Raw genomic sequence first — 16,823 nt, forward strand, 5'->3', positions numbered from 1 at the left:
AACTTTCTTGAAGTATACGCTAAGGATCGGGACGGTAGGAAGGGCTGTTGCGGTATTGGCGCTCCAGTTGCTCCACAATGGAAACAGGAACAGATGGGGTTGCCGGGGGCTCTTCTGGAGGTGCGCCGGCCTGTGGCTCGGTCTCCAAGTTAGCCGGCTGAGAGGTGGCCCAAACGACTCCTGCGATCAGCAAAAGAACCAAAGCGGCAGCGTAAAGAAATGCGGCAATGGCCATTGGGGCAAGACTCTAGCTTTCCGCTCCGAAAGACTTATGCAACGCTGAACAAAGCAGAACTTTGCCCAGCATCGCTGCTTTCTTCCTGCTTCAGCGACCCATGACTAGCGGCAGAGTTCACCCCTACCACCCCGCCAGAGGGATCTCCACAGGCGTCACTTCCCCCAGAGCTTGAGGTAGTTCTGTACCACCGCAACAGGTTTAGGGCTGCATTCAAGTCGCGGTCTAGCTCCAGACCACAACACGGGCAGCAGAACATCCTTTCCTGTAGCGGCATCTTCTGTCGGTGCCCACAGCGAGAACACAGTTGGCTGGACGGATAAAACCTATCCGCCACCACCACCTGACAGCCGTAGAGCCGGGCCTTATACTCTAGCTGTCGCCGAAACTCGTAAAAGCCACAATCTGACAGCGCTCCTGCCAGCTTGTGGTTCTTAAGCAGGTTCTTCACCTGCAAGTCCTCAATCACCACTACCCGATATTTCTTGGCCAGGTAGGTCGTTAGCTTGTGCAGATTGTCTTGCCGAATGTCTGCCACCCGCTTATGGGCCTTAGCGAGCTGTGCTACTGCCTTCTTACGGTTAGCGGATCCCTTCTGCTTACGACTCAGTCGCCGTTGCAGCCTGGCCAGACGCTTCCTCGCTTTGTAATAGGGCTTTGGATTCTCGAATACTTCCCCGTCGGAACAGGTGGCCAAGCGATTGATACCTAAGTCTACTCCCACAACTTCCCCGGTCTTCTCCACCTGAGGCGCCGGAGCTTCATACTTGAAGGAGACATACCAATGTCCAGCGCGAAGACTAATGACCACGTTCTTGGGTGTGGCAGTGGGGAGCAGCTCCGCACAGCGTAACCAACCAAGGATAGGTACCTTGATGCGGTCACCAGAGATGCGGATGCTACCTTCCAAGTAAAAGCTGTCTCGCACTCCCTTGCGTTTGAAGCGGGGGAACTTCCCCAACCCACTCCGCCAGCGCTTAAAGGCTTGCTCCAAGTTGCGGAGGGCCTGCTGAGGAGCGCATTTGGAGACCTGGTAGTACCAGGGATTTTCTTTCTTCACCTCGGCTACCAAGCGCTTGTGCAGGTCAATAGCCGTGGGTAGCTTCTGTTTGGATTCAACAGCCTGCTTGCAGATAGCCAGACCCCAGTTGTAGGCGTGACGAGCTACCCCTGCATGCTGAGCGGCCAAGGTCTTTTGCCGGTTATTTAGTTCCAATCGGGTGCAAAAACCTAGCAACATAACTTTGGGATAGCCGCGGCAGCACGCTTAATTCAGTATGGCTATTTTAGTTCCGTAAGACAATATGTTGTTCAGCAAATTCAGGACTAGAGGCTTGCCCTTCCCATGATAGAGGTTGTCGAAAACCCTTTGCCTCAGGATCCGCTCGAGCAAGCCCTGTGGGACTGGCACCGGGGCCAGGCGAGGGGATCCCTGCTCTTGCACGCCTACAGCGCCGAGGGGATCCCGCTGGCAGAGGAGCCCCAGGTGGTCTCGCCGGAGGTGTTCTTCACCCAAGAGCTGCCGGAGGTGGAGGCCCTGGCCTTAGAGCTCTGCCGCGGTCGGGTGCTGGACATTGGCGCCGGCACGGGCCGCCACAGCCTGCTGTTGCAGGAGGAGGGGTTTGCCGTAGCCGCCCTGGATCGCTCGCCGGTGGCGTTGCAGATCATGGCCGAACGGGGGGTGCATTGCCGCATCGCCGCCGACCTGTTCCACTGGGAGGGGCCGGAAGAGCCCTTCGATACGCTGCTGCTGATGAACGGCGCCGGCCTGGTGGGATCCCTGGCGGGGTTGGAGCGCTTTTTAAGCTTGGCCCGCCACTGGGTTCAGCCCACCGGCCAGTTGCTTGTGGATTCCACCGATCTAGCCGATCTCAGTGAAGAGGGCGACGCGGCGGATCTGCCGCAGGTAGAAAGTTCAGCTAATTCTGAAGCCGAGGATCGGGAGAAGGGGAGAGACTGCAGAACAGCGGGCGAGGCAAAAGCCAGGGTGGTGAACTTTGTGGCCGAGTACGGCGGGCAGCGCGGGGATCCCTTTCCCTGGCTGTTTGTGGATCCGGAAACCCTGCTGCGCTGTGCCCACGCCAACGGCTGGCAGGGACAAATTCTCTACCAAGAGCCGGAGGGGGCCTTTCTGGCACGGCTTGCGCCTCTCTAAGCGCAGCCCCTTAGTGGGAAAGGATCTGCGACAAGAAAAGGCGAGAACGCTCTTCCTTGGGGTTGCTGAAAAACTCTTGGGGGGTGTTTTCTTCCACGATCTTGCCGCGGTCGAAGAAGACAATCCGATCCGCCACCTCGCGGGCAAAGCCCATCTCGTGGGTTACACACACCATGGTCATGCCCGAGCGGGCCAGCTCCCGCATCACGTCCAGCACCTCTTTGACCATCTCCGGATCCAAGGCCGAGGTGGGCTCATCGAAGAGCATCACCGCCGGATTCATGGCCAAGGCGCGGGCAATCGCCGCCCGCTGCTGCTGCCTCCCCGAAAGTTGACCAGGATACTTCTCGGCTTGCTCGGCGATCCCCACTCGTCTCAACACCTCCATAGCCCGTTCAACTGCCTCGGCCTTTTTCTATCTATTTCTATGAGCGCAACTGCTGAAGCGAGTGGAGCTAGCTTTCTGGCCCGCCATCGGCGGAACATCGCTGTCTCTCTGGCCCATCGTCTAGAAGCAGCCAGGGCAGCCAACAACACCCACCTGCTGGAGTTGCTGGAACAGGAGCAACGGCAACCAGCAGCAGAGTCCAGCGGCAGGGATCCCTCTGTTTCGGGTCTATGGCGCCACCTTTGGGAGGGTCTGAGCATCGGTTATCGGGCTTTAGGCGGAGGTGGGATCCGCTTGTTAGGATTGACCTAAATCACGGGAGAGGCGCGGGGATGGTTTGGCAATTGCTGACGTGGCCGGCCCAGAGCTTGCTGTGGTTGGCGGAGCAGATTCGCGAGCGGGCCGAGGCACAACTCGACAGCAAAGAAAACCTCCAGAAAGAACTCACCGCTCTCCAGATTCAGCTCGATCTGGGGGAGATCGATGAAGAGACCTATAGCCAGCGAGAAGAGGAGATCCTGCTGGCTCTGGAAGCCCTGGCCCAGGCCGAAGCCGGCAGTGCCGACGAGGATCCCTGAGTTCTGCGGGGGATCAGAACATGGGAGAATAAGCTTTGGTTGACCTCATTTTCCTACCCTGGGTTACTTTCCATGGCCGAATCCCGCGAAACCTTAGTGCTCCGCGACGAGCAGAACCAGCCTCTGAAATGCGAGATCCTGAGGCAGGTGGTCATTGAGGAACAAGCCTATGCACTGGCCACGCCCGTGGACGCCGTGATCAAAGTTCTGGTTTGGGAGGGGGAAGAAGAGCCCGGCCAAGCGGTGAACGGAGATGCGGACATGGAAGGGATCCTGGATGAGCCGGATCCAGAGGAGCTCCAGGCTGCTATCCCCACCATCCAGGCCGTCTTGGAGGAGTTGAACTTGACTCTGCAGCAAAACGGCTTCGACATCCTGACGGTGCAGGGAGAGTTGCCCCCTGTTGAAGAGGAAGATGTGTTCGAGCTGGGCGAAAGCGAGGAAGATGCCCAGGAATTCCAACTGCTGGCTACCTTCTTCTACAAAGACAAGAAATACGGCATCTTTACGCCCCTCGACCCAGTTCTGGTCTACGTGGCCCTGCCTGACGAGGGGGATCCCTACCTACTGAACCCAGAGGACTCGCCAGCCCTGTTCGACCAACTCAATGCTGTGCTGCTCGATCTGGACGAGGTAGTGGAAGAGGAGGAGTACGATGATGAAGAATATGACGATGAAGACGAGGACTAGGCAGCTCGGGGTTTCTGCCTGAGAATTGAAGGCACCTGGGCCAAAAAGCCCAAAGGTGGAAGTACCAAGCCTCTTGCCCCAATGCAGCCCCTTGGTTGCCGCTCAAGTCGATTGGGCGGAGTCTTTTTGTTGCCAGCGCCAGCTAGGGGAGCGGCAGATAATGGAAGGAGGCCCTCGTTCAGTTCCCCAGGCGTTGCCCGATCCCAAGGAGCAGCAGGGATGCAACCGGTTGACCTGACCACCCTCCGTGCTGTGCTGGCAGATCTAAAAGGGGCTGAGGCCGGGGGGGATCCCTTGCTGCCTGCCCGCGTGGAGTGGATCCAGCAGACGGATCTGTGGACGGTGGTGATTGGCCTGCGCACCCTCAAGGCGCGTCCTTGCTTGCTCCTGTCTTGGCATCCTCAGGCGGCCCGAGTTCACCTCTGTCAGGCTCCCCCCAAGGAAGCAGAGGACTTGCCCTTTAGCCAACACCTGCAACGGCACCTGCGGGGTTTGGCGCTGACGGAGCTGGCGCTGCTGGACGAGTGGGAGCGGGTGATTGACTTTCGCTTTGCCCCTCGCCCCGCGGATCCCCCTCAACGCCACCTTTATCTGGAAGTGATGGGCAAGTACAGCAACGCCATCTTGGTGGACGAGGGGGGCATGATCTTGGCCTGCGGCCACGGGGTAAGCGAGCGACAGTCGCGGGTACGGCCGGTGCAGCCGGGTCTACTTTACGAAGCTCCCCCTGCCCTCAGCGATCCCATCCCGCACCAAGCCGAGCCCTTCTCCCAGTGGCAAGAGCGTCTTGCCCTAATCCCTGGCCCCATTGCTCAGCGGCTGCTGCGCTGCTACCGCGGCCTGAGCCGGCATTTGGCAGAGGCCATGTGCCTGCAGGCCGGGATCCCACCCCAAACCCCCAGCAACCAACTCTCGCCCCAGGAGTGGCAGGCCCTGTTTTTTTGGTGGCAGGACTGGCTGGCCCGCCTGGAAACGGCTCAGTTTAAGCCGGCCCTTACCCCCCAGGGGTACACTGTTCTCGGCTGGAGGGGCTCTGGCGGGGATCCCTCTACACCCAACTTGCATCAGCTCCTGGAAGCCTACTACCAAGCCCAGCTCAACCGCGAACGCTTTGAGCGAGAGCGGCAGCGCCTGGGGCAAAAGCTGGCTGCCCTGCTGAAAAAACTCCGCCAGCGGCAAGAGCACTTCGAGAGGATGCTGGCCGACTCGGCCCAAGCGGAAGCCTCCAAGCAGGCTGCCGATCTGCTCATGGCCCATCTCCACCTCTGGCGGCCAGGGCTGAGCTTGATGGAGCTGCCAGACTTTTTTAGCGGCCAGATGGTCAAGATCCCGCTGGATCCGGAGAAAAACGCTGTTCTCAACGCCCAGGCCTACTACCGCAAGCACCGCAAACAAAAACGAGCCCAGGAGGCCGTCCAGCCCTTGCTAGAAGCTGTAGCGCAAGAGATCCGCTACCTGGAGCAGGTGGAAGCGACCCTGCAGCATCTGGGAACCTATCGGGATCCCCAGGACTTGGCCGCCCTTCGAGAAGTTGAGACCGAGCTGATTCAACAAGGCTACCTAGAGAGCCCCAGCCGGGCAGAGGGATCCAGACGGGCCTCTTCAGCCAGCTTCAACCCCTATCGCTTCACTAGCCCCAGCGGCTTCTCCATCTGGGTGGGGCGCAACAACTGGCAAAATGATCGGCTGACCTTCCGCGTGGCCCAAGACCAAGATTGGTGGTTTCACGCCCAAGAGATCCCCGGTAGCCACGTGCTGTTGCGCCTGCCTCCGGGCGCGGTGGCCGAAAGTGAAGATCTGCAGGCGGCTGCCGATCTGGCGGCGTATTTTAGCCGCGGTCGCTTCAGCGACCAGGTACCGGTGGTGTATACCCGCCCTAAGTGCGTCTTCAAACCCAAGGGATCCCCACCCGGCATGGTGGTTTACCAGCAGGAGCAGGTGCTGTGGGGCCGTCCCAGCCGTGCCCAGTTGCTTGTGGAAAAGGAGGGGGCGCCCAAGCCGGAGGTTCCAGCAGAGCTACAGCCCTCTACTTGGGGTTGACTACGGATCCCATAAACAGCACAGTTTGCGCCTCCCGGTTGGCTCCGGAGGCCACAATGGCAAACCAGAAGGGGCGATCTGCTACGAACTGGAAGGGCTCTTGCCGGTCGCTGGCGGTGCGGGAGACGATGACCCCGGTGGCGGCTGCCGCCTCGGATCCCTCTTCGTTGACTTCGAGGGCCGCCTTGTGCAAGACTCTGCTGACCCGTGTCGGCTCTGGGGTCATCTGGCTGAAATCGGCCTGAGGGGAAAAGGCGATCCCCAGGCCCAACTGCTGCAAAGCCGGCCCCAGATCGGTCTCGTAGGCCAGCTTAAGCTTGGGGATCCGCACCGAGCCGGGGCGGGTGGGCAGGGATCCCGTCCATTCTTGCCAAGTTTCTGGGCTGAGCTCCTGTCGCAGGGCTTCCAGGCTCACCCCTGGCTTGGGCAGCAGGATCACCATAGCCAGTTCCCCTTCCCCATAGGGCAGGCGCACCACCTGGAGCTGCTCGGTCTCTCGGTAGCCGTAGCGACCGGATTGGGCCATCAGCGGCACTTGGACACGGCGGCCATCTGGGCGGGTAAAGGGCTGGGGCTCTGTCAGGGCCGGATCGAAGGGCTGGGTCCACTCTCCCTTGAAGTAAATGGCGTTGAGCAAAACCAGCCTGTCTTCCCGGCTGAGGCGATCCACGATGCGGTCGATCTGGCCCTGGGTGCGCTCGGCTACCCAACGGTTAATCGCCTGCACCGTCTGGCGGGATCCCAGCTCCACCCGATTGGCCACTGCTTGGTAATAGGTGGCCAGCGCCTGCAAAAAGGGAGGCCGCAGGGTGAGGGTTTGATCGACCCAAAGGCCGTTGGCAATTTGCACCTGGATCGGCCCTTCTGCTTGGGATCGCTCCACCAGCCAGCGCGCCATCTGGGCATTGGTCCAGTTCAACTCATGGAGGGAGAGGTCTTGGGCCTCCAGCACCTCGGCCATGGCCGCCTGCGTTTCCCCAGCGGCGCCGTTGTACAGCATGCTCAGAGCCAAGTGAATGCTCAAAGGAGAGAAAAAGAGGTTCTCTTGCGGCTGCTGCTGGAGCAGGCGATCAAACAGCTTTAGCGCAAAGCGACTTTGGGCTTGTTGGGCCACAGCCTCTTCTCCATAGCCTTCCCCATAGGTCACGGTCGGCTCAAACGGGATCCGCACCGGGGCCTCCTGGGATCCCATCCCCTGTGCGGGCCAGAGACCCAAAAGCAATAGGCCAAACAGAGCCAGAAGCGAGCTCCGGCTCAGCGAGGATCTGCTCAAAAGGTCTTTCATGGGGTCTCTCCTGGCCGGGTGGGGAACGATAGATAGACTCTATGGCTATGGTATTGGGTTGGGGGTGGATGGCTCTTTGCGCTTGAGGAGAGATCGACAGGCCAAAGCCCGCAGGAGATCCCGGCCAAACTGGCTACGGATCCCCTCCCTCTTCAACCTAAAGAGCAGGGTAGGATCAAGCCTGCACAGCTAGCTCGGCAGGAGACAAGGGATGAGTTTGCGGGCAAGGGAGGGGCGGCGCTCTCGCCGGGTTGCCACAGCGGGCGGGATTGCCTTAGGCCTGGCTCTGCTGCTGGGATGTACTGCTGGGGGATCCTCATCTTTAGAAGCCCAGGAGACGGCAGCCGTTGCCAACGCGACCTCGGCCAAAGGAGAGCCCCAGCACCTGCCGGTGGCAGCAGAAGTCACCATCGCTGGCCGGCGCTTTGAGCTGGAAGTGGCCCGCACCCCTGAGCAACAGCGGCTGGGCCTGATGTTTCGCACCGATTTGCCGCCTGATCGCGGCATGTGGTTTCCCTTCGACCCACCCCAGCCGGCTGCCTTCTGGATGTTTAACACCCTGCTCAACCTGGACATTATCTTTCTCCGCCAAGGCCAGGTGGTGTACATCGCTGCCGATGTGCCCGGTTGCCCCGCCCAACCCTGCCCCGTCTATGGGCCACCCTCTGATCAGTTGGTAGATGGCGTGCTGGAGTTCCGCGGCGGGACGGCGGCGGCCTTAGGTTTGCAAGTGGGAGATACGGTTGAGATCCGCGAGCTTCCCAGCTCCGCCCCTTGATATCTCCCCTCTCCCTTTGGGAGAAGGGCTGGGGGTGAGGGCTGGGAAAGGGGCTGGGGGTGAGGGAAGACAAGCTTGCAGAAGAGGTTGAGACCATGCTCCTGGGATCCCAAAAGCTGCCGTTGGCCGTCTTGCTTGCGGCCTGGGATGATCTTTATCAGGGATCTTTGCGATGATTTTTGAGGGTCGCCAACTGCTTTGAGATTGATGCCAAGAGGCGACCGCGAGCCCAGGATGGTTTGGCTACTGCCGGCAAAGCCCTATGGATGTTAGCAGCGTAACTCAGTGGCTGGGGGTTGGGGTCGTTGCCCTGGCTTCCGTCCTTTGGGCCGAGGTTGTGCGGGATGGGCGCCATTGGCTGGCCCACCAGTGGCCCTGGCTGATGCCCAAGCACACTCTGCACCACCGCCTGTTTCGCCCCGATCTCAGCGTGGTAGACCCGAAGCTGTACCGAGAATCCCAGTGGCACCACGATGTCCCCGAAGCGGCGACGATGATCCTGGCCGGGATCCCTTGGGTGGTGCTGTTGGGACAGGGATCCTGGCTGTATGGCCTAGCGGCGGCGGTGGGGGTACTCTACTCGGCCAGTTTTCTGGTTGCCGGCATGTTGCGCGGCTGGGGGCTGGCCCTGCAGACGGACATTACCCACCAACCCGGGCCTTTCCCTGCTCCTCCTGCCCAGTGGCATGTCAACCGCGCCTACCACTGGCGGCACCACTTCGACGATACCAACGCCTACTTTTGCGGCACCCTGACCTTAGTGGATCGGATCATGGGCACCAGTCTCTCCTTTAAAGGCAAGCGCGTGGCCGTCACCGGTGCCTCTGGCACTCTGGGCCGGGCCCTCTTGAAGCACTTTTCCCGCCATGGGGCCAAAGTCATCGCCCTCAGCTCCCATGCGGATTCGGTCGCCATCGAAGTGGACGGCCAGCCCCAGCCGGTGGAGACCATCCACTGGCAGGTGGGTCAGGAGGGATCCCTGGCCGGGCTCCTGGAACGAGTCGATATCTTGGTGATCAACCACGGCCTCAACGTGCATGGGGAGCGGGATCCCGAGTCGGTCCACCAGTCCTATGCTGTCAACACCTTCTCCGCTTGGCGCCTGATGGAGCTGTTTTTCCAAACGGTGCGCGGCAATCGGGAAATGGCCACCAAAGAGGTTTGGGTGAACACCTCCGAAGCCGAGGTCAGCCCTGCTTTTAGCCCTCTCTACGAGCTCTCCAAACGGGCCCTGGGCGATCTGGTTACCCTACGCCGTCTCGATGCCCCCTGTGTGGTGCGCAAGCTCATCCTCGGGCCCTTCAAGAGCCAGCTCAACCCGATTGGAGTCATGTCAGGCGATTGGGTGGCCGCCCAGATCCTGGCCCAGGCCAAGCGCGATTGCCGCAACATCATCGTTACCATCAACCCCCTCACCTACCTGCTTTTCCCGCTGAAAGAGTTGGCCGTCAGCACCTATTTCCGCTTGTTCAGCCGCCGCTCTTCTCGCCCAGCTCTTCTGGGTCCGGCCGCCGGGATCCCTTTGATTTAGGGGGGCCGCAAATCCTGCCCGGCTCTATGGCATCAGGCGCAAAACTGGGGTAAGACAAGAGCAGGTTCCTTGGCGGCAGGGGATGGGATCCCTTGCGCTAACCCGAACTTTTGGGAAGCGAGAGGGCTCTTCCGCTCGATCTCCCTTATGAACCCTGGGTGTGAGGAGTAGGAGTGAGTGTAAACAGTGTAAACATGGTGCGACAGTGGGTGAGCGCAGTCCTCTGCGTGGTGGGCGGGGCTTTAATGCCGGGGCTTTTGTCCGGCTGTGCCATCCCGATGCCTTCGGCATCCGCGGGAGTTTCTGAGATCCAGGTGCGCTTGGTGCATGTGGCCCCCAATGCCCCTCGGATCGACTTGGAAGTGGGGGGGGTAAGGGCTGCTCAAGGTGTAGCCTATGGCTCGGTGAGCGAGTACGTGCGTATGCCGGCGGGCGAGTACGACATTGTTTTGTTTTCAACCCCTGAGACGACCAGCCCTGGCCAGCCCGCGAGTTTTAAGGACTCCGTTCCGCTAGCGCGAACGGTTGCGGCCAGAACTGTGGCCAACCTCAGAGGCGGGGGAGTGTTCTCGGTGGTGGCTGCTGACGAGCCCAATCGCGTGACGGCCTTAGTTTTGGAAGACAACATCAACTCGCTGTTTGACCAAGCCCTGGTTCGGTTTGTTCACGCTGCCCCTGATGCGCCGGCCCTGCAATGGCAGGGGGAGCAAGGGCGGGTGCTGATACCTCAGTTGGCCTTCGGGCAAGTTTCCACCTTTCAAGCCATGCGACCCGGCTTTACCCAAATTCAGGTGGCCATAGCTCCTTCAGCCCCCGCGCCAGGTGGGCAGTCGTCTCCTGGCCGGAGCATTCCCTTGCAACGGTTTGACCTCCAGTTAGAGGCAGGGAAAGTCTATACCCTTTACGTGGCGGGGCTGATGCGCAGCAATCCGGGCCTAAACTTGGTGCTGGCAGAGGAAACGCGGGCTCGTAGGCTCCTATAGCAAGGCTGCTTGCGGCTTGATCCTCTCTATACTGTGAGACTAGCCAGTCGTCTCTAGCTTTGGGGACACAGCCCGTGGATGCCTTATTTCAAGTGGTGGTGCTCAGCCAAACCCCAGATCCCGAACGGGTGATCTACCAGGCGATGCACCAAGATCACAGCCCTGATTTTGTTACCCCAGAGAGCCGGATCCCGGAAAAATATGGCGAGGCCGTGGTGCGGCATCTGCTGGAGGGCAACCGTGGCCACTATGGGCCGCTGGAGCACCCTCAGATCACGTTTGGGGTAGGCTATTTTCCCCATGCTGTCATGCAACAGGCCCGTACTCATCGGGTGGGAATTTCTTTCGACGTTCAATCTTTTCGATATACAGGCCAGCAAATTGCCGATTTGGGCAAAAGACTCTTGTCTGGGCCCCGGAGAACGCCCCCCAACCCCCCGCCCGGCCCCCCCAACCAGCCCCCCAGCCCCCCGTATACGGGGGGCTGGGACGAAACTTCTGCTTTTGCCGACAAAACCGGGGCAGAGTTAGCTTTGCAAGAGTTGGAAACTCTATTTTACGTTCCCGCCAGCGTCAAGGAAGGCAAAGCCAAAACCCGCCAAGGCTTCAAGCCCATCTCTCCCGAGGCCCTAAACATCATTCTTGAGCAGTATCGCAGCCAGGCCATTGCCTATTATCGCCTGGTCGAAGAGTGTGGGGTGCCCTATGAGGATGCTCGTAACATCATCGGCTACGGGATCCGCCAACATTTTGTAGTGTCTTTTAATTGCCGCAGCTTGATGCACTTTCTGGATTTGCGGGCTAAGGAGGATGCCCAGCGGGAGATCCGCGAGCTGTGCGAGTTGATGTGGCCCCACTTCGAGGCTTGGTGCCCCCATGTGGCCGCCTGGTACCGCCAAAACCGCTGGGGCAAGGCCAGGCTTTCTCCCTAACAAGTTCCCAACCATTGGGGACGACTATGGATCCCAAAGCTTATGAACAAATGGCAGGCCTAGAGGATCGACATTGGTGGTTTGTGGGCCGCCGACAGATTCTCAGCCGGGTTATTGCAGGGATCCCTCTTCCTCCCTCAGCTTGTATCTTGGAAGCGGGATGTGGCAGCGGTGGCAACCTGGAAATGTTGTCTCAGTTTGGCCAAGTCTGGGCCATGGAAAGAAGCGAAATAGCATTGCCTTTGGCCCGGGCTCGTGGCATTGCGATTGTGGAAGAAGGCGAATTGCCGCATCGGATCCCTTTTGGCTCTCAACAATTTGATTTAATTGCTCTGCTGGACGTTCTGGAACATTTAGACGAAGACACAGCAGCTCTGGAAGCCCTCATCCAGAGGTTAAAGCCATCTGGCTACATGGTGATCACGGTGCCGGCTTATCCCTGGCTGTGGAGCGCCCATGACGAGCTCAATCACCACAAGAGACGCTACACAGTGGCACAACTTCTCTCCTTACTCAAGAGCGCCGGCTTGCAAATTCATACCTTTACCTTTTTCAACAGCTTTCTCTTCCCTCTGGCAGCAGGGATCCGCCTAGCCCAGAAAATACTTCGCCTGCGGGAAAGTCCAGACTTGAAAATGCCGCCCCTTTGGCTCAATCAACTTCTAGCAGAGATTTTTGCCGCGGAAGCCTATTTGATCCCCAAGTTTTCGTTGCCCTTTGGCCTGTCGTTGTTGGCGGTAGCCAGCCCTATTGCGGCAGTGGGACGGAGCCCTTTGAAAATTGCTCCTCTGGGAAACTGAGCCTCTTAATCCTCAACTTCTCGCCGTTATTACCAGTTTTTTGAGTCAACTTGGCCGATCGCGCTAGCGAGACGGAGTCCTTGCAGCCTCAAGGGGATAATCTTTTCATAAGATTGTTCCCAGTCTTCGTTTTTGGAGGAGATAGCTCTTGGCCGATCGCGCTAGCGGGACGGAGTCCTTTCGCACCAGGGAGACGGAACCTTTGCGCAGCTACGCCCTTCGCTTGGATCCGCATCGTCTGTGGGTGCCCCTAGCTTGCTTCGGGGATGGCCTTTGTATTTGGTTGGCCTTTGGGGCAGGTTACTGGCTGCGCAGCTTGCGCCCTCACCAGCTTTTGCCGTGGGATGTTTATGCCGGCCTGGGATTGCTGACCGTTCTCAGCTACTGGGGCGTTCAGGCCGGTTTGGGCGGATATGGCGAATCGAAGCGCCTATCCCGCTTTGAGGAATGGGCCAGTTTGCTGCTGGGGCTGGGGGTGACCTTTGGCCTGGTGTTGGCAGGGGCCTTCTTCGTGCGCTCTGTCTCGCTGTCGCGCTTGGTAGTGGGCTATGCCGGCCTGCTGGCCCTGCTCGGCCTGACGGGGATGCGGTTAGCGCTGCGGCTGGGCATGGGCTGGCTGTATGCCCGCGGCCAGGGGCGGCGACGGGTGATCTGGGTGGGATCCGGCTTGCTGTTGGCCGAGGTGCTGGAGCGGCTAGAGCGCTGCCCGGCTTTGGGGTTTGAGATCAAGGCTTGGGCCGTGGCCGGGGATCCCTCGGCGCCAGAAGCGGGGCCTCTGCAAAAGCTGGAGCGCCTGGATCCCGCTCATCTGGTGGCCTATGTGCAAGCTCACCCTGAGATCCAAGAGGTGTGGTTTGGGCAGCCGGAGCTGGCCAACGCGCCCCTGCTTCTTACTTTGCAGGCTCTGTCGGTGCAGGTGCGCCTGGTGCCAGATATTCTTGGCTTCTTAACGGTTAACCTGCAGTTCCACTCTCTGGACGGGATCCCGCTGCTGACGCTGCGCCACCCCCCTTTGCGCTACGCCCACAACCGTTTCCTCAAGCGAGCTATGGACATCTTGGGAGCTTCCCTGGGCTTACTGTTGCTCAGCCCCCTGTTTGTGGTCATCGCCGTGCTGGTGGCCTGCAGCAGCCCCGGCCCCATCCTGTATTGGCAGGAGCGGGTGAGCTTGGATGGGCGTCGCTTTTGGATTGCCAAGTTCCGCACCATGCGGGTGGATGCTGAAGCACCCGGCCAGCCGCGCTGGACGCGCCCCGGGGATCCGCGCCGAACCAAGATAGGAGCCTTTTTGCGCCGCACCAACCTGGACGAGCTGCCCCAGCTTTGGAACGTTTTGAAGGGGGAAATGAGCTTGGTGGGCCCCCGCCCGGAGCGGCCCTACTTTGTCGAGCAATTTAGCCAGGAGATCCCCAAGTATCTGGATCGGCATTTGGTCAAAAGCGGCCTCACCGGCTGGGCTCAGATCCACGGCCTGCGGGGAGACACCAGCATCGCCCGCCGCACCCAGTATGATCTCTACTATGTGCAAAACTGGTCCCTGTGGCTGGATCTGCGCATCCTGGCCATTACCCTTTGGCAAGGGATCCGCGGACGGCTGACCGGATATTAGGGGTTGCTTATGCCATCCTCGCCCACGCCCCAAGAACTCCTTTACGAGGGCAAAGCCAAACGGGTCTACCGCACCGCCGATCCCCAGGTTTACCTCTGCCAGTACAAAGACGACGCCACGGCTTTTAATGCCCAAAAGCGGGGATCCATCCCCGGCAAAGGAGAAGTCAACTGCACCGTCTCTAGCCGGGTGTTTGCCTACCTGGCGCAGCAGGGCATCCGCAACCACTTTCTGGCCCAGACCGGCCCCCGTGAGATGCAGGTGCGCGCCCTACAGATCCTGCCTTTGGAAGTGGTGGTGCGCAACCGCACTGCCGGCAGCCTCTGCCAGCGCTTAGGCCTGGAGCAGGGCCTGCCCATCGAGCCACCCCTGGTGGAGTTCTACTACAAAAACGACGCCTTGGGAGATCCCCTGGTCACTCCCGACCACATCCGCCTGTTGCACCTGGCCACGCCGGAGCAGGTGGAGAAACTGGGATCCCTGGCTTTGGCAGTCAACACTCACCTTGGCAACTTCTGGCGGCGCTGCCGGCTGGAGCTGGTGGACTTTAAGCTGGAGTTTGGCCTGGACGAGGAAGGGCAGATTTGGCTGGCGGACGAGATCAGCCCCGACACCTGCCGCCTGTGGGATCTCCAAGGGACCGAGCCGCGGGTGCTGGATAAAGACCTTTTTCGCTTTGATCTCGGCGATCCGGCAGCCGGCTACCAAGAGGTGCTGCAGCGAGTGCTCCAGGCTACTGATCCCAATCTCCCCTCTCCTGCAGCGCGGGAGAGGGGCAGGGGGTGAGGGTGCCATGACTTCTCCCCGCCCCCCCGGCCCTGACGAGCGCTTCCGCCGCCAACTGGCCGACCTGTTGGACACCTGGGTGGAGCAGGGGCTCATCCAGCCGGCGCAGCGGGATCGCCTGCGCGAGCACTACCAACTGGACAGCTTGCCGCGAACAGCTGGCAGCCGCTTTGCCCTGTTGCTGCTGCTGTTGGGCGCCGTGCTGGTGGGCTTGGGGGTGATCTCCTTCGTGGCCGCCAACTGGGACGCCATTCCCCGCTCGGCCCGAGCCTTGGGATCCCTGGCTCTCGCGCTGGGGCTGCAGGGGGCCGGCTTTCGGCTTAGGCAGCAGGGATCCCCGCGCTTGGGCAGCGCCTTGTTGATTGCCGGCGAGCTGTCTTTGGGGGCTGCCATTGGCCTGATGGCCCAGTGGGTTCAAATCGGGGGATCCCTGGCGGGCTTGTTTTTGGGCTGGGGGCTGGGCAGCTTGGCCGTGGCCTACAGCTTGGTCCACACCCCCAGTGGCGTCTTGGCCTGTCTTTTGTTTGCCCTGGCTGGAATGACTGCCGTCTGGGAAGGAGGGATCGGCTCGGCTCTGGATCCCCTCTACCCCTGGCTGGCCCTGGGCCTGTTGCTGCCTCTTGCCTATGGGTGCCGCTCCCGCTGGATCTTGGCTTTGGCGCTGGTGAACTTCGGCCTGGCGCTACAAAGGTTGGCAGAGCGCTGGGACAGCTGGACCCTCTGGCTGCTGCTTGGCCTTGCCGTCGTCTGGGGGCTGGGAGTCGGGCACCAACGCCATGGGCACTGGCTAAGCCGGATCTGGACCGGAGAAGAGGGCCAGGGTGGCGAGCAGGAGCAGGGCTTGGATCTGATCCCGACGGCGGAGGGGCTGGCTTTGCTGGGGTTGGGCTTCTTGCTCTACATTTGGAGCTTTCGTGACGCCTGGGACTGGGATCCCAAACCCCTGCCCTTGTTCCAAGCTGGGGATCCCTGGGCGGGCCTGTCGGCAGCAGGATTGCTATTGCTAGCCGGTTGGAGCTGGTGGCAGGGCTGGCAGGCAAAGAGTTCCCAGCCCGTTTCTGCTTGGCTGAAGGATGCTGCCGTTCTGTTCTCGCTGGTTGCCTTGGTGCTTTTGCTGGGGATCCGCAGCGCCCTGCCTTTGAACCTAACCGCAAAGGTAGCCTTGGCCTTCTTTGCTCCCTGGATCGTGACCCTTTTGCTCGTGGGATTGTCGGTGGTGCTCTGCTGGGAAGGGCTGCAGCGGAGGCGGCGGAGCCGCTTCTGGCAGGGGCTATTGGGCCTGACCTTGGTGGTGCTGACCCGCTTTTTCGAGTACCAGACCAACCTGATGACCAAATCGGCGGTGCTGGTGGTCTGTGGGATCGGCGTGATCTGGCTTGGGCTGAAATTTGAGCGGCGGATTTTCTCCCGTCTCTAATTCTTGCCCTTCTAGGAAGCCAAGCCCCGCTACATGATCAAGCAAAGGAAAAAGCTGGAATTGAGCTGGAATTCACAAGAATTTACAAAGTTTAAGGAACCTGCTTGTATTCCCCAACGTCTTTGCTAGTAAATTCTCAGCTTTGGCTTGAGCTGAGAAGGAAGTGGGCATCTCTATCAAGATTTGGAGAATACAAATGAAAGTAGGACTGCGTTTGGGTATTTTGGCTTTGCTACTTACGCCCTTTTGGGAGAGTGGTTCTCTTTCGGGTGTTGCCTTGGCTGAAGATCATCTTTTAGTGGCTCAGGCCCCGGAGCCAGCTAGGCAGCCTATGCCTTCTGTGCCTAGATCGATACCCTCCCCAGTTCCCATAGCTCCGGTAGGATCCTCAGAAACTGTAGATGAGCTATTCCGCCAGGTTCCTTTCCCCCTTTCGCCAAGACCTCTGCCTGGCCTTCCGTGCTCGAGACCCATGGTGTTGCGCTCAGTAACCCTCAGCGCTCCTCCGCCAAACCCTGCTTCCCCCCTGCAATCGGAGGTTCCACCCAACGTTTGGACAAATCTCCATGGCCCTTTCGGGACAGTCAACTGGGGAGATCGCCGACCCGATAAAGTC

At 60.1% G+C, this 16,823-nt stretch carries 16 protein-coding genes and 1 pseudogene; 13 read left to right on the forward strand and 4 right to left on the reverse strand.

Features of this window, described 5'->3' with window-relative positions:
• Positions 1–19: 19 nt before the first annotated feature.
• Positions 20–235 (reverse strand): hypothetical protein, encoded by a 216-nt coding sequence (locus GG26_RS04340; RefSeq protein WP_011429140.1) that lies wholly within the window; start codon positions 233–235, stop codon positions 20–22.
• Between the two features lie 34 nt (positions 236–269).
• Positions 270–1,475, reverse strand: a complete 1,206-nt coding sequence (locus GG26_RS04345) for an RNA-guided endonuclease InsQ/TnpB family protein (RefSeq protein ID WP_414389062.1) — start codon at positions 1,473–1,475, stop codon at positions 270–272.
• A 105-nt stretch (positions 1,476–1,580) separates the two neighbouring features.
• Here GG26_RS04345 and GG26_RS04350 point away from each other — a divergent pair, with 105 nt between their 5' ends.
• Positions 1,581–2,390 carry a class I SAM-dependent methyltransferase gene (locus GG26_RS04350; RefSeq protein ID WP_414389064.1) on the forward strand — a complete coding sequence of 270 codons (810 nt, stop codon included), beginning with the start codon at positions 1,581–1,583 and terminating at the stop codon, positions 2,388–2,390.
• A 10-nt stretch (positions 2,391–2,400) separates the two neighbouring features.
• On the opposite strand, the pseudogene GG26_RS04355 reads toward GG26_RS04350, so the two are convergent.
• Positions 2,401–2,802 (reverse strand): annotated as a pseudogene (locus GG26_RS04355) (amino acid ABC transporter ATP-binding protein); the annotation flags it as partial.
• A 15-nt stretch (positions 2,803–2,817) separates the two neighbouring features.
• Here GG26_RS04355 and GG26_RS04360 point away from each other — a divergent pair.
• The 4 genes from GG26_RS04360 (at position 2,818) to GG26_RS04375 (ending at position 6,086) form a co-directional block, all read left to right on the forward strand.
• Positions 2,818–3,090, forward strand: coding sequence for a hypothetical protein (locus GG26_RS04360; RefSeq protein WP_099834698.1), 273 nt, complete (start codon positions 2,818–2,820; stop codon positions 3,088–3,090).
• Between the two features lie 20 nt (positions 3,091–3,110).
• Positions 3,111–3,356 (forward strand): gas vesicle protein GvpG, encoded by a 246-nt coding sequence (locus tag GG26_RS04365; RefSeq protein ID WP_011429145.1) that lies wholly within the window; start codon positions 3,111–3,113, stop codon positions 3,354–3,356.
• A gap of 72 nt (positions 3,357–3,428) precedes the next feature.
• A complete protein-coding gene (locus tag GG26_RS04370) occupies positions 3,429–4,046 on the forward strand; it encodes a DUF3727 domain-containing protein (RefSeq protein ID WP_011429146.1) in 618 nt (205 codons plus the stop codon).
• A 219-nt stretch (positions 4,047–4,265) separates the two neighbouring features.
• The gene (locus GG26_RS04375; protein WP_414389067.1) at positions 4,266–6,086 is read left to right on the forward strand and encodes an NFACT family protein; all 1,821 of its coding nucleotides are present in this window, start codon (positions 4,266–4,268) and stop codon (positions 6,084–6,086) included.
• On the opposite strand, the gene GG26_RS04380 is transcribed toward GG26_RS04375, so the two are convergent.
• Positions 6,073–7,371, reverse strand: coding sequence for a serpin family protein (locus GG26_RS04380; RefSeq protein ID WP_414389069.1), 1,299 nt, complete (start codon positions 7,369–7,371; stop codon positions 6,073–6,075). The genes GG26_RS04375 and GG26_RS04380 overlap by 14 nt on opposite strands.
• Positions 7,372–7,582: 211 nt before the next feature.
• Between GG26_RS04380 and GG26_RS04385 the strand changes: the two genes are divergently transcribed.
• The 8 genes from GG26_RS04385 (at position 7,583) to GG26_RS04420 (ending at position 16,207) form a co-directional block, all read left to right on the forward strand.
• Positions 7,583–8,149 carry a DUF192 domain-containing protein gene (locus GG26_RS04385; protein WP_099812568.1) on the forward strand — a complete coding sequence of 189 codons (567 nt, stop codon included), beginning with the start codon at positions 7,583–7,585 and terminating at the stop codon, positions 8,147–8,149.
• 262 nt (positions 8,150–8,411) lie between these two features.
• On the forward strand, positions 8,412–9,680 hold the full coding sequence (locus GG26_RS04390; RefSeq protein ID WP_414346372.1) for a bifunctional sterol desaturase/short chain dehydrogenase: 1,269 nt from the start codon (positions 8,412–8,414) through the stop codon (positions 9,678–9,680).
• A 194-nt stretch (positions 9,681–9,874) separates the two neighbouring features.
• Entirely contained in the window at positions 9,875–10,663 is a 789-nt protein-coding gene (locus GG26_RS04395; protein WP_011429151.1) for a DUF4397 domain-containing protein, read from the forward strand.
• Between the two features lie 74 nt (positions 10,664–10,737).
• Positions 10,738–11,595, forward strand: a complete 858-nt coding sequence (locus tag GG26_RS04400) for an FAD-dependent thymidylate synthase (protein WP_011429152.1) — start codon at positions 10,738–10,740, stop codon at positions 11,593–11,595.
• A 26-nt stretch (positions 11,596–11,621) separates the two neighbouring features.
• Complete coding sequence (locus GG26_RS04405; protein WP_414389072.1) at positions 11,622–12,395, forward strand: class I SAM-dependent methyltransferase; 774 nt, start codon at positions 11,622–11,624, stop codon at positions 12,393–12,395.
• Positions 12,396–12,543: 148 nt separating this feature from the next.
• On the forward strand, positions 12,544–14,004 hold the full coding sequence (locus GG26_RS04410; protein WP_099812565.1) for a sugar transferase: 1,461 nt from the start codon (positions 12,544–12,546) through the stop codon (positions 14,002–14,004).
• Between the two features lie 9 nt (positions 14,005–14,013).
• Positions 14,014–14,790 (forward strand): phosphoribosylaminoimidazolesuccinocarboxamide synthase, encoded by a 777-nt coding sequence (purC, locus tag GG26_RS04415; protein WP_414389074.1) that lies wholly within the window; start codon positions 14,014–14,016, stop codon positions 14,788–14,790.
• A 7-nt stretch (positions 14,791–14,797) separates the two neighbouring features.
• The gene (locus GG26_RS04420) at positions 14,798–16,207 is read left to right on the forward strand and encodes a DUF2157 domain-containing protein (RefSeq protein WP_414389076.1); all 1,410 of its coding nucleotides are present in this window, start codon (positions 14,798–14,800) and stop codon (positions 16,205–16,207) included.
• Positions 16,208–16,823: the final 616 nt, after the last annotated feature.

Origin of the sequence: Synechococcus sp. 'PEA 65AY6A-5F PE A' (genome assembly GCF_047462575.1) — a bacterium.
Taxonomy (GTDB): domain Bacteria; phylum Cyanobacteriota; class Cyanobacteriia; order Thermostichales; family Thermostichaceae; genus Thermostichus.

Bases quoted from the DNA above. Each gene is read 5' to 3' on its own strand.
- GG26_RS04340 (WP_011429140.1), bottom strand. From the start codon at position 235: ATGGCCATTGCCGCATTTCTTTACGCTGCCGCTTTGGTTCTTTTGCTG.
- GG26_RS04345 (WP_414389062.1), bottom strand. From the start codon at position 1,475: ATGTTGCTAGGTTTTTGCACCCGATTGGAACTAAATAACCGGCAAAAG.
- GG26_RS04350 (WP_414389064.1), top strand. From the start codon at position 1,581: ATGATAGAGGTTGTCGAAAACCCTTTGCCTCAGGATCCGCTCGAGCAA.
- GG26_RS04360 (WP_099834698.1), top strand. From the start codon at position 2,818: ATGAGCGCAACTGCTGAAGCGAGTGGAGCTAGCTTTCTGGCCCGCCAT.
- GG26_RS04365 (WP_011429145.1), top strand. From the start codon at position 3,111: ATGGTTTGGCAATTGCTGACGTGGCCGGCCCAGAGCTTGCTGTGGTTG.
- GG26_RS04370 (WP_011429146.1), top strand. From the start codon at position 3,429: ATGGCCGAATCCCGCGAAACCTTAGTGCTCCGCGACGAGCAGAACCAG.
- GG26_RS04375 (WP_414389067.1), top strand. From the start codon at position 4,266: ATGCAACCGGTTGACCTGACCACCCTCCGTGCTGTGCTGGCAGATCTA.
- GG26_RS04380 (WP_414389069.1), bottom strand. From the start codon at position 7,371: ATGAAAGACCTTTTGAGCAGATCCTCGCTGAGCCGGAGCTCGCTTCTG.
- GG26_RS04385 (WP_099812568.1), top strand. From the start codon at position 7,583: ATGAGTTTGCGGGCAAGGGAGGGGCGGCGCTCTCGCCGGGTTGCCACA.
- GG26_RS04390 (WP_414346372.1), top strand. From the start codon at position 8,412: ATGGATGTTAGCAGCGTAACTCAGTGGCTGGGGGTTGGGGTCGTTGCC.
- GG26_RS04395 (WP_011429151.1), top strand. From the start codon at position 9,875: ATGGTGCGACAGTGGGTGAGCGCAGTCCTCTGCGTGGTGGGCGGGGCT.
- GG26_RS04405 (WP_414389072.1), top strand. From the start codon at position 11,622: ATGGATCCCAAAGCTTATGAACAAATGGCAGGCCTAGAGGATCGACAT.
- purC (WP_414389074.1), top strand. From the start codon at position 14,014: ATGCCATCCTCGCCCACGCCCCAAGAACTCCTTTACGAGGGCAAAGCC.
- GG26_RS04420 (WP_414389076.1), top strand. From the start codon at position 14,798: ATGACTTCTCCCCGCCCCCCCGGCCCTGACGAGCGCTTCCGCCGCCAA.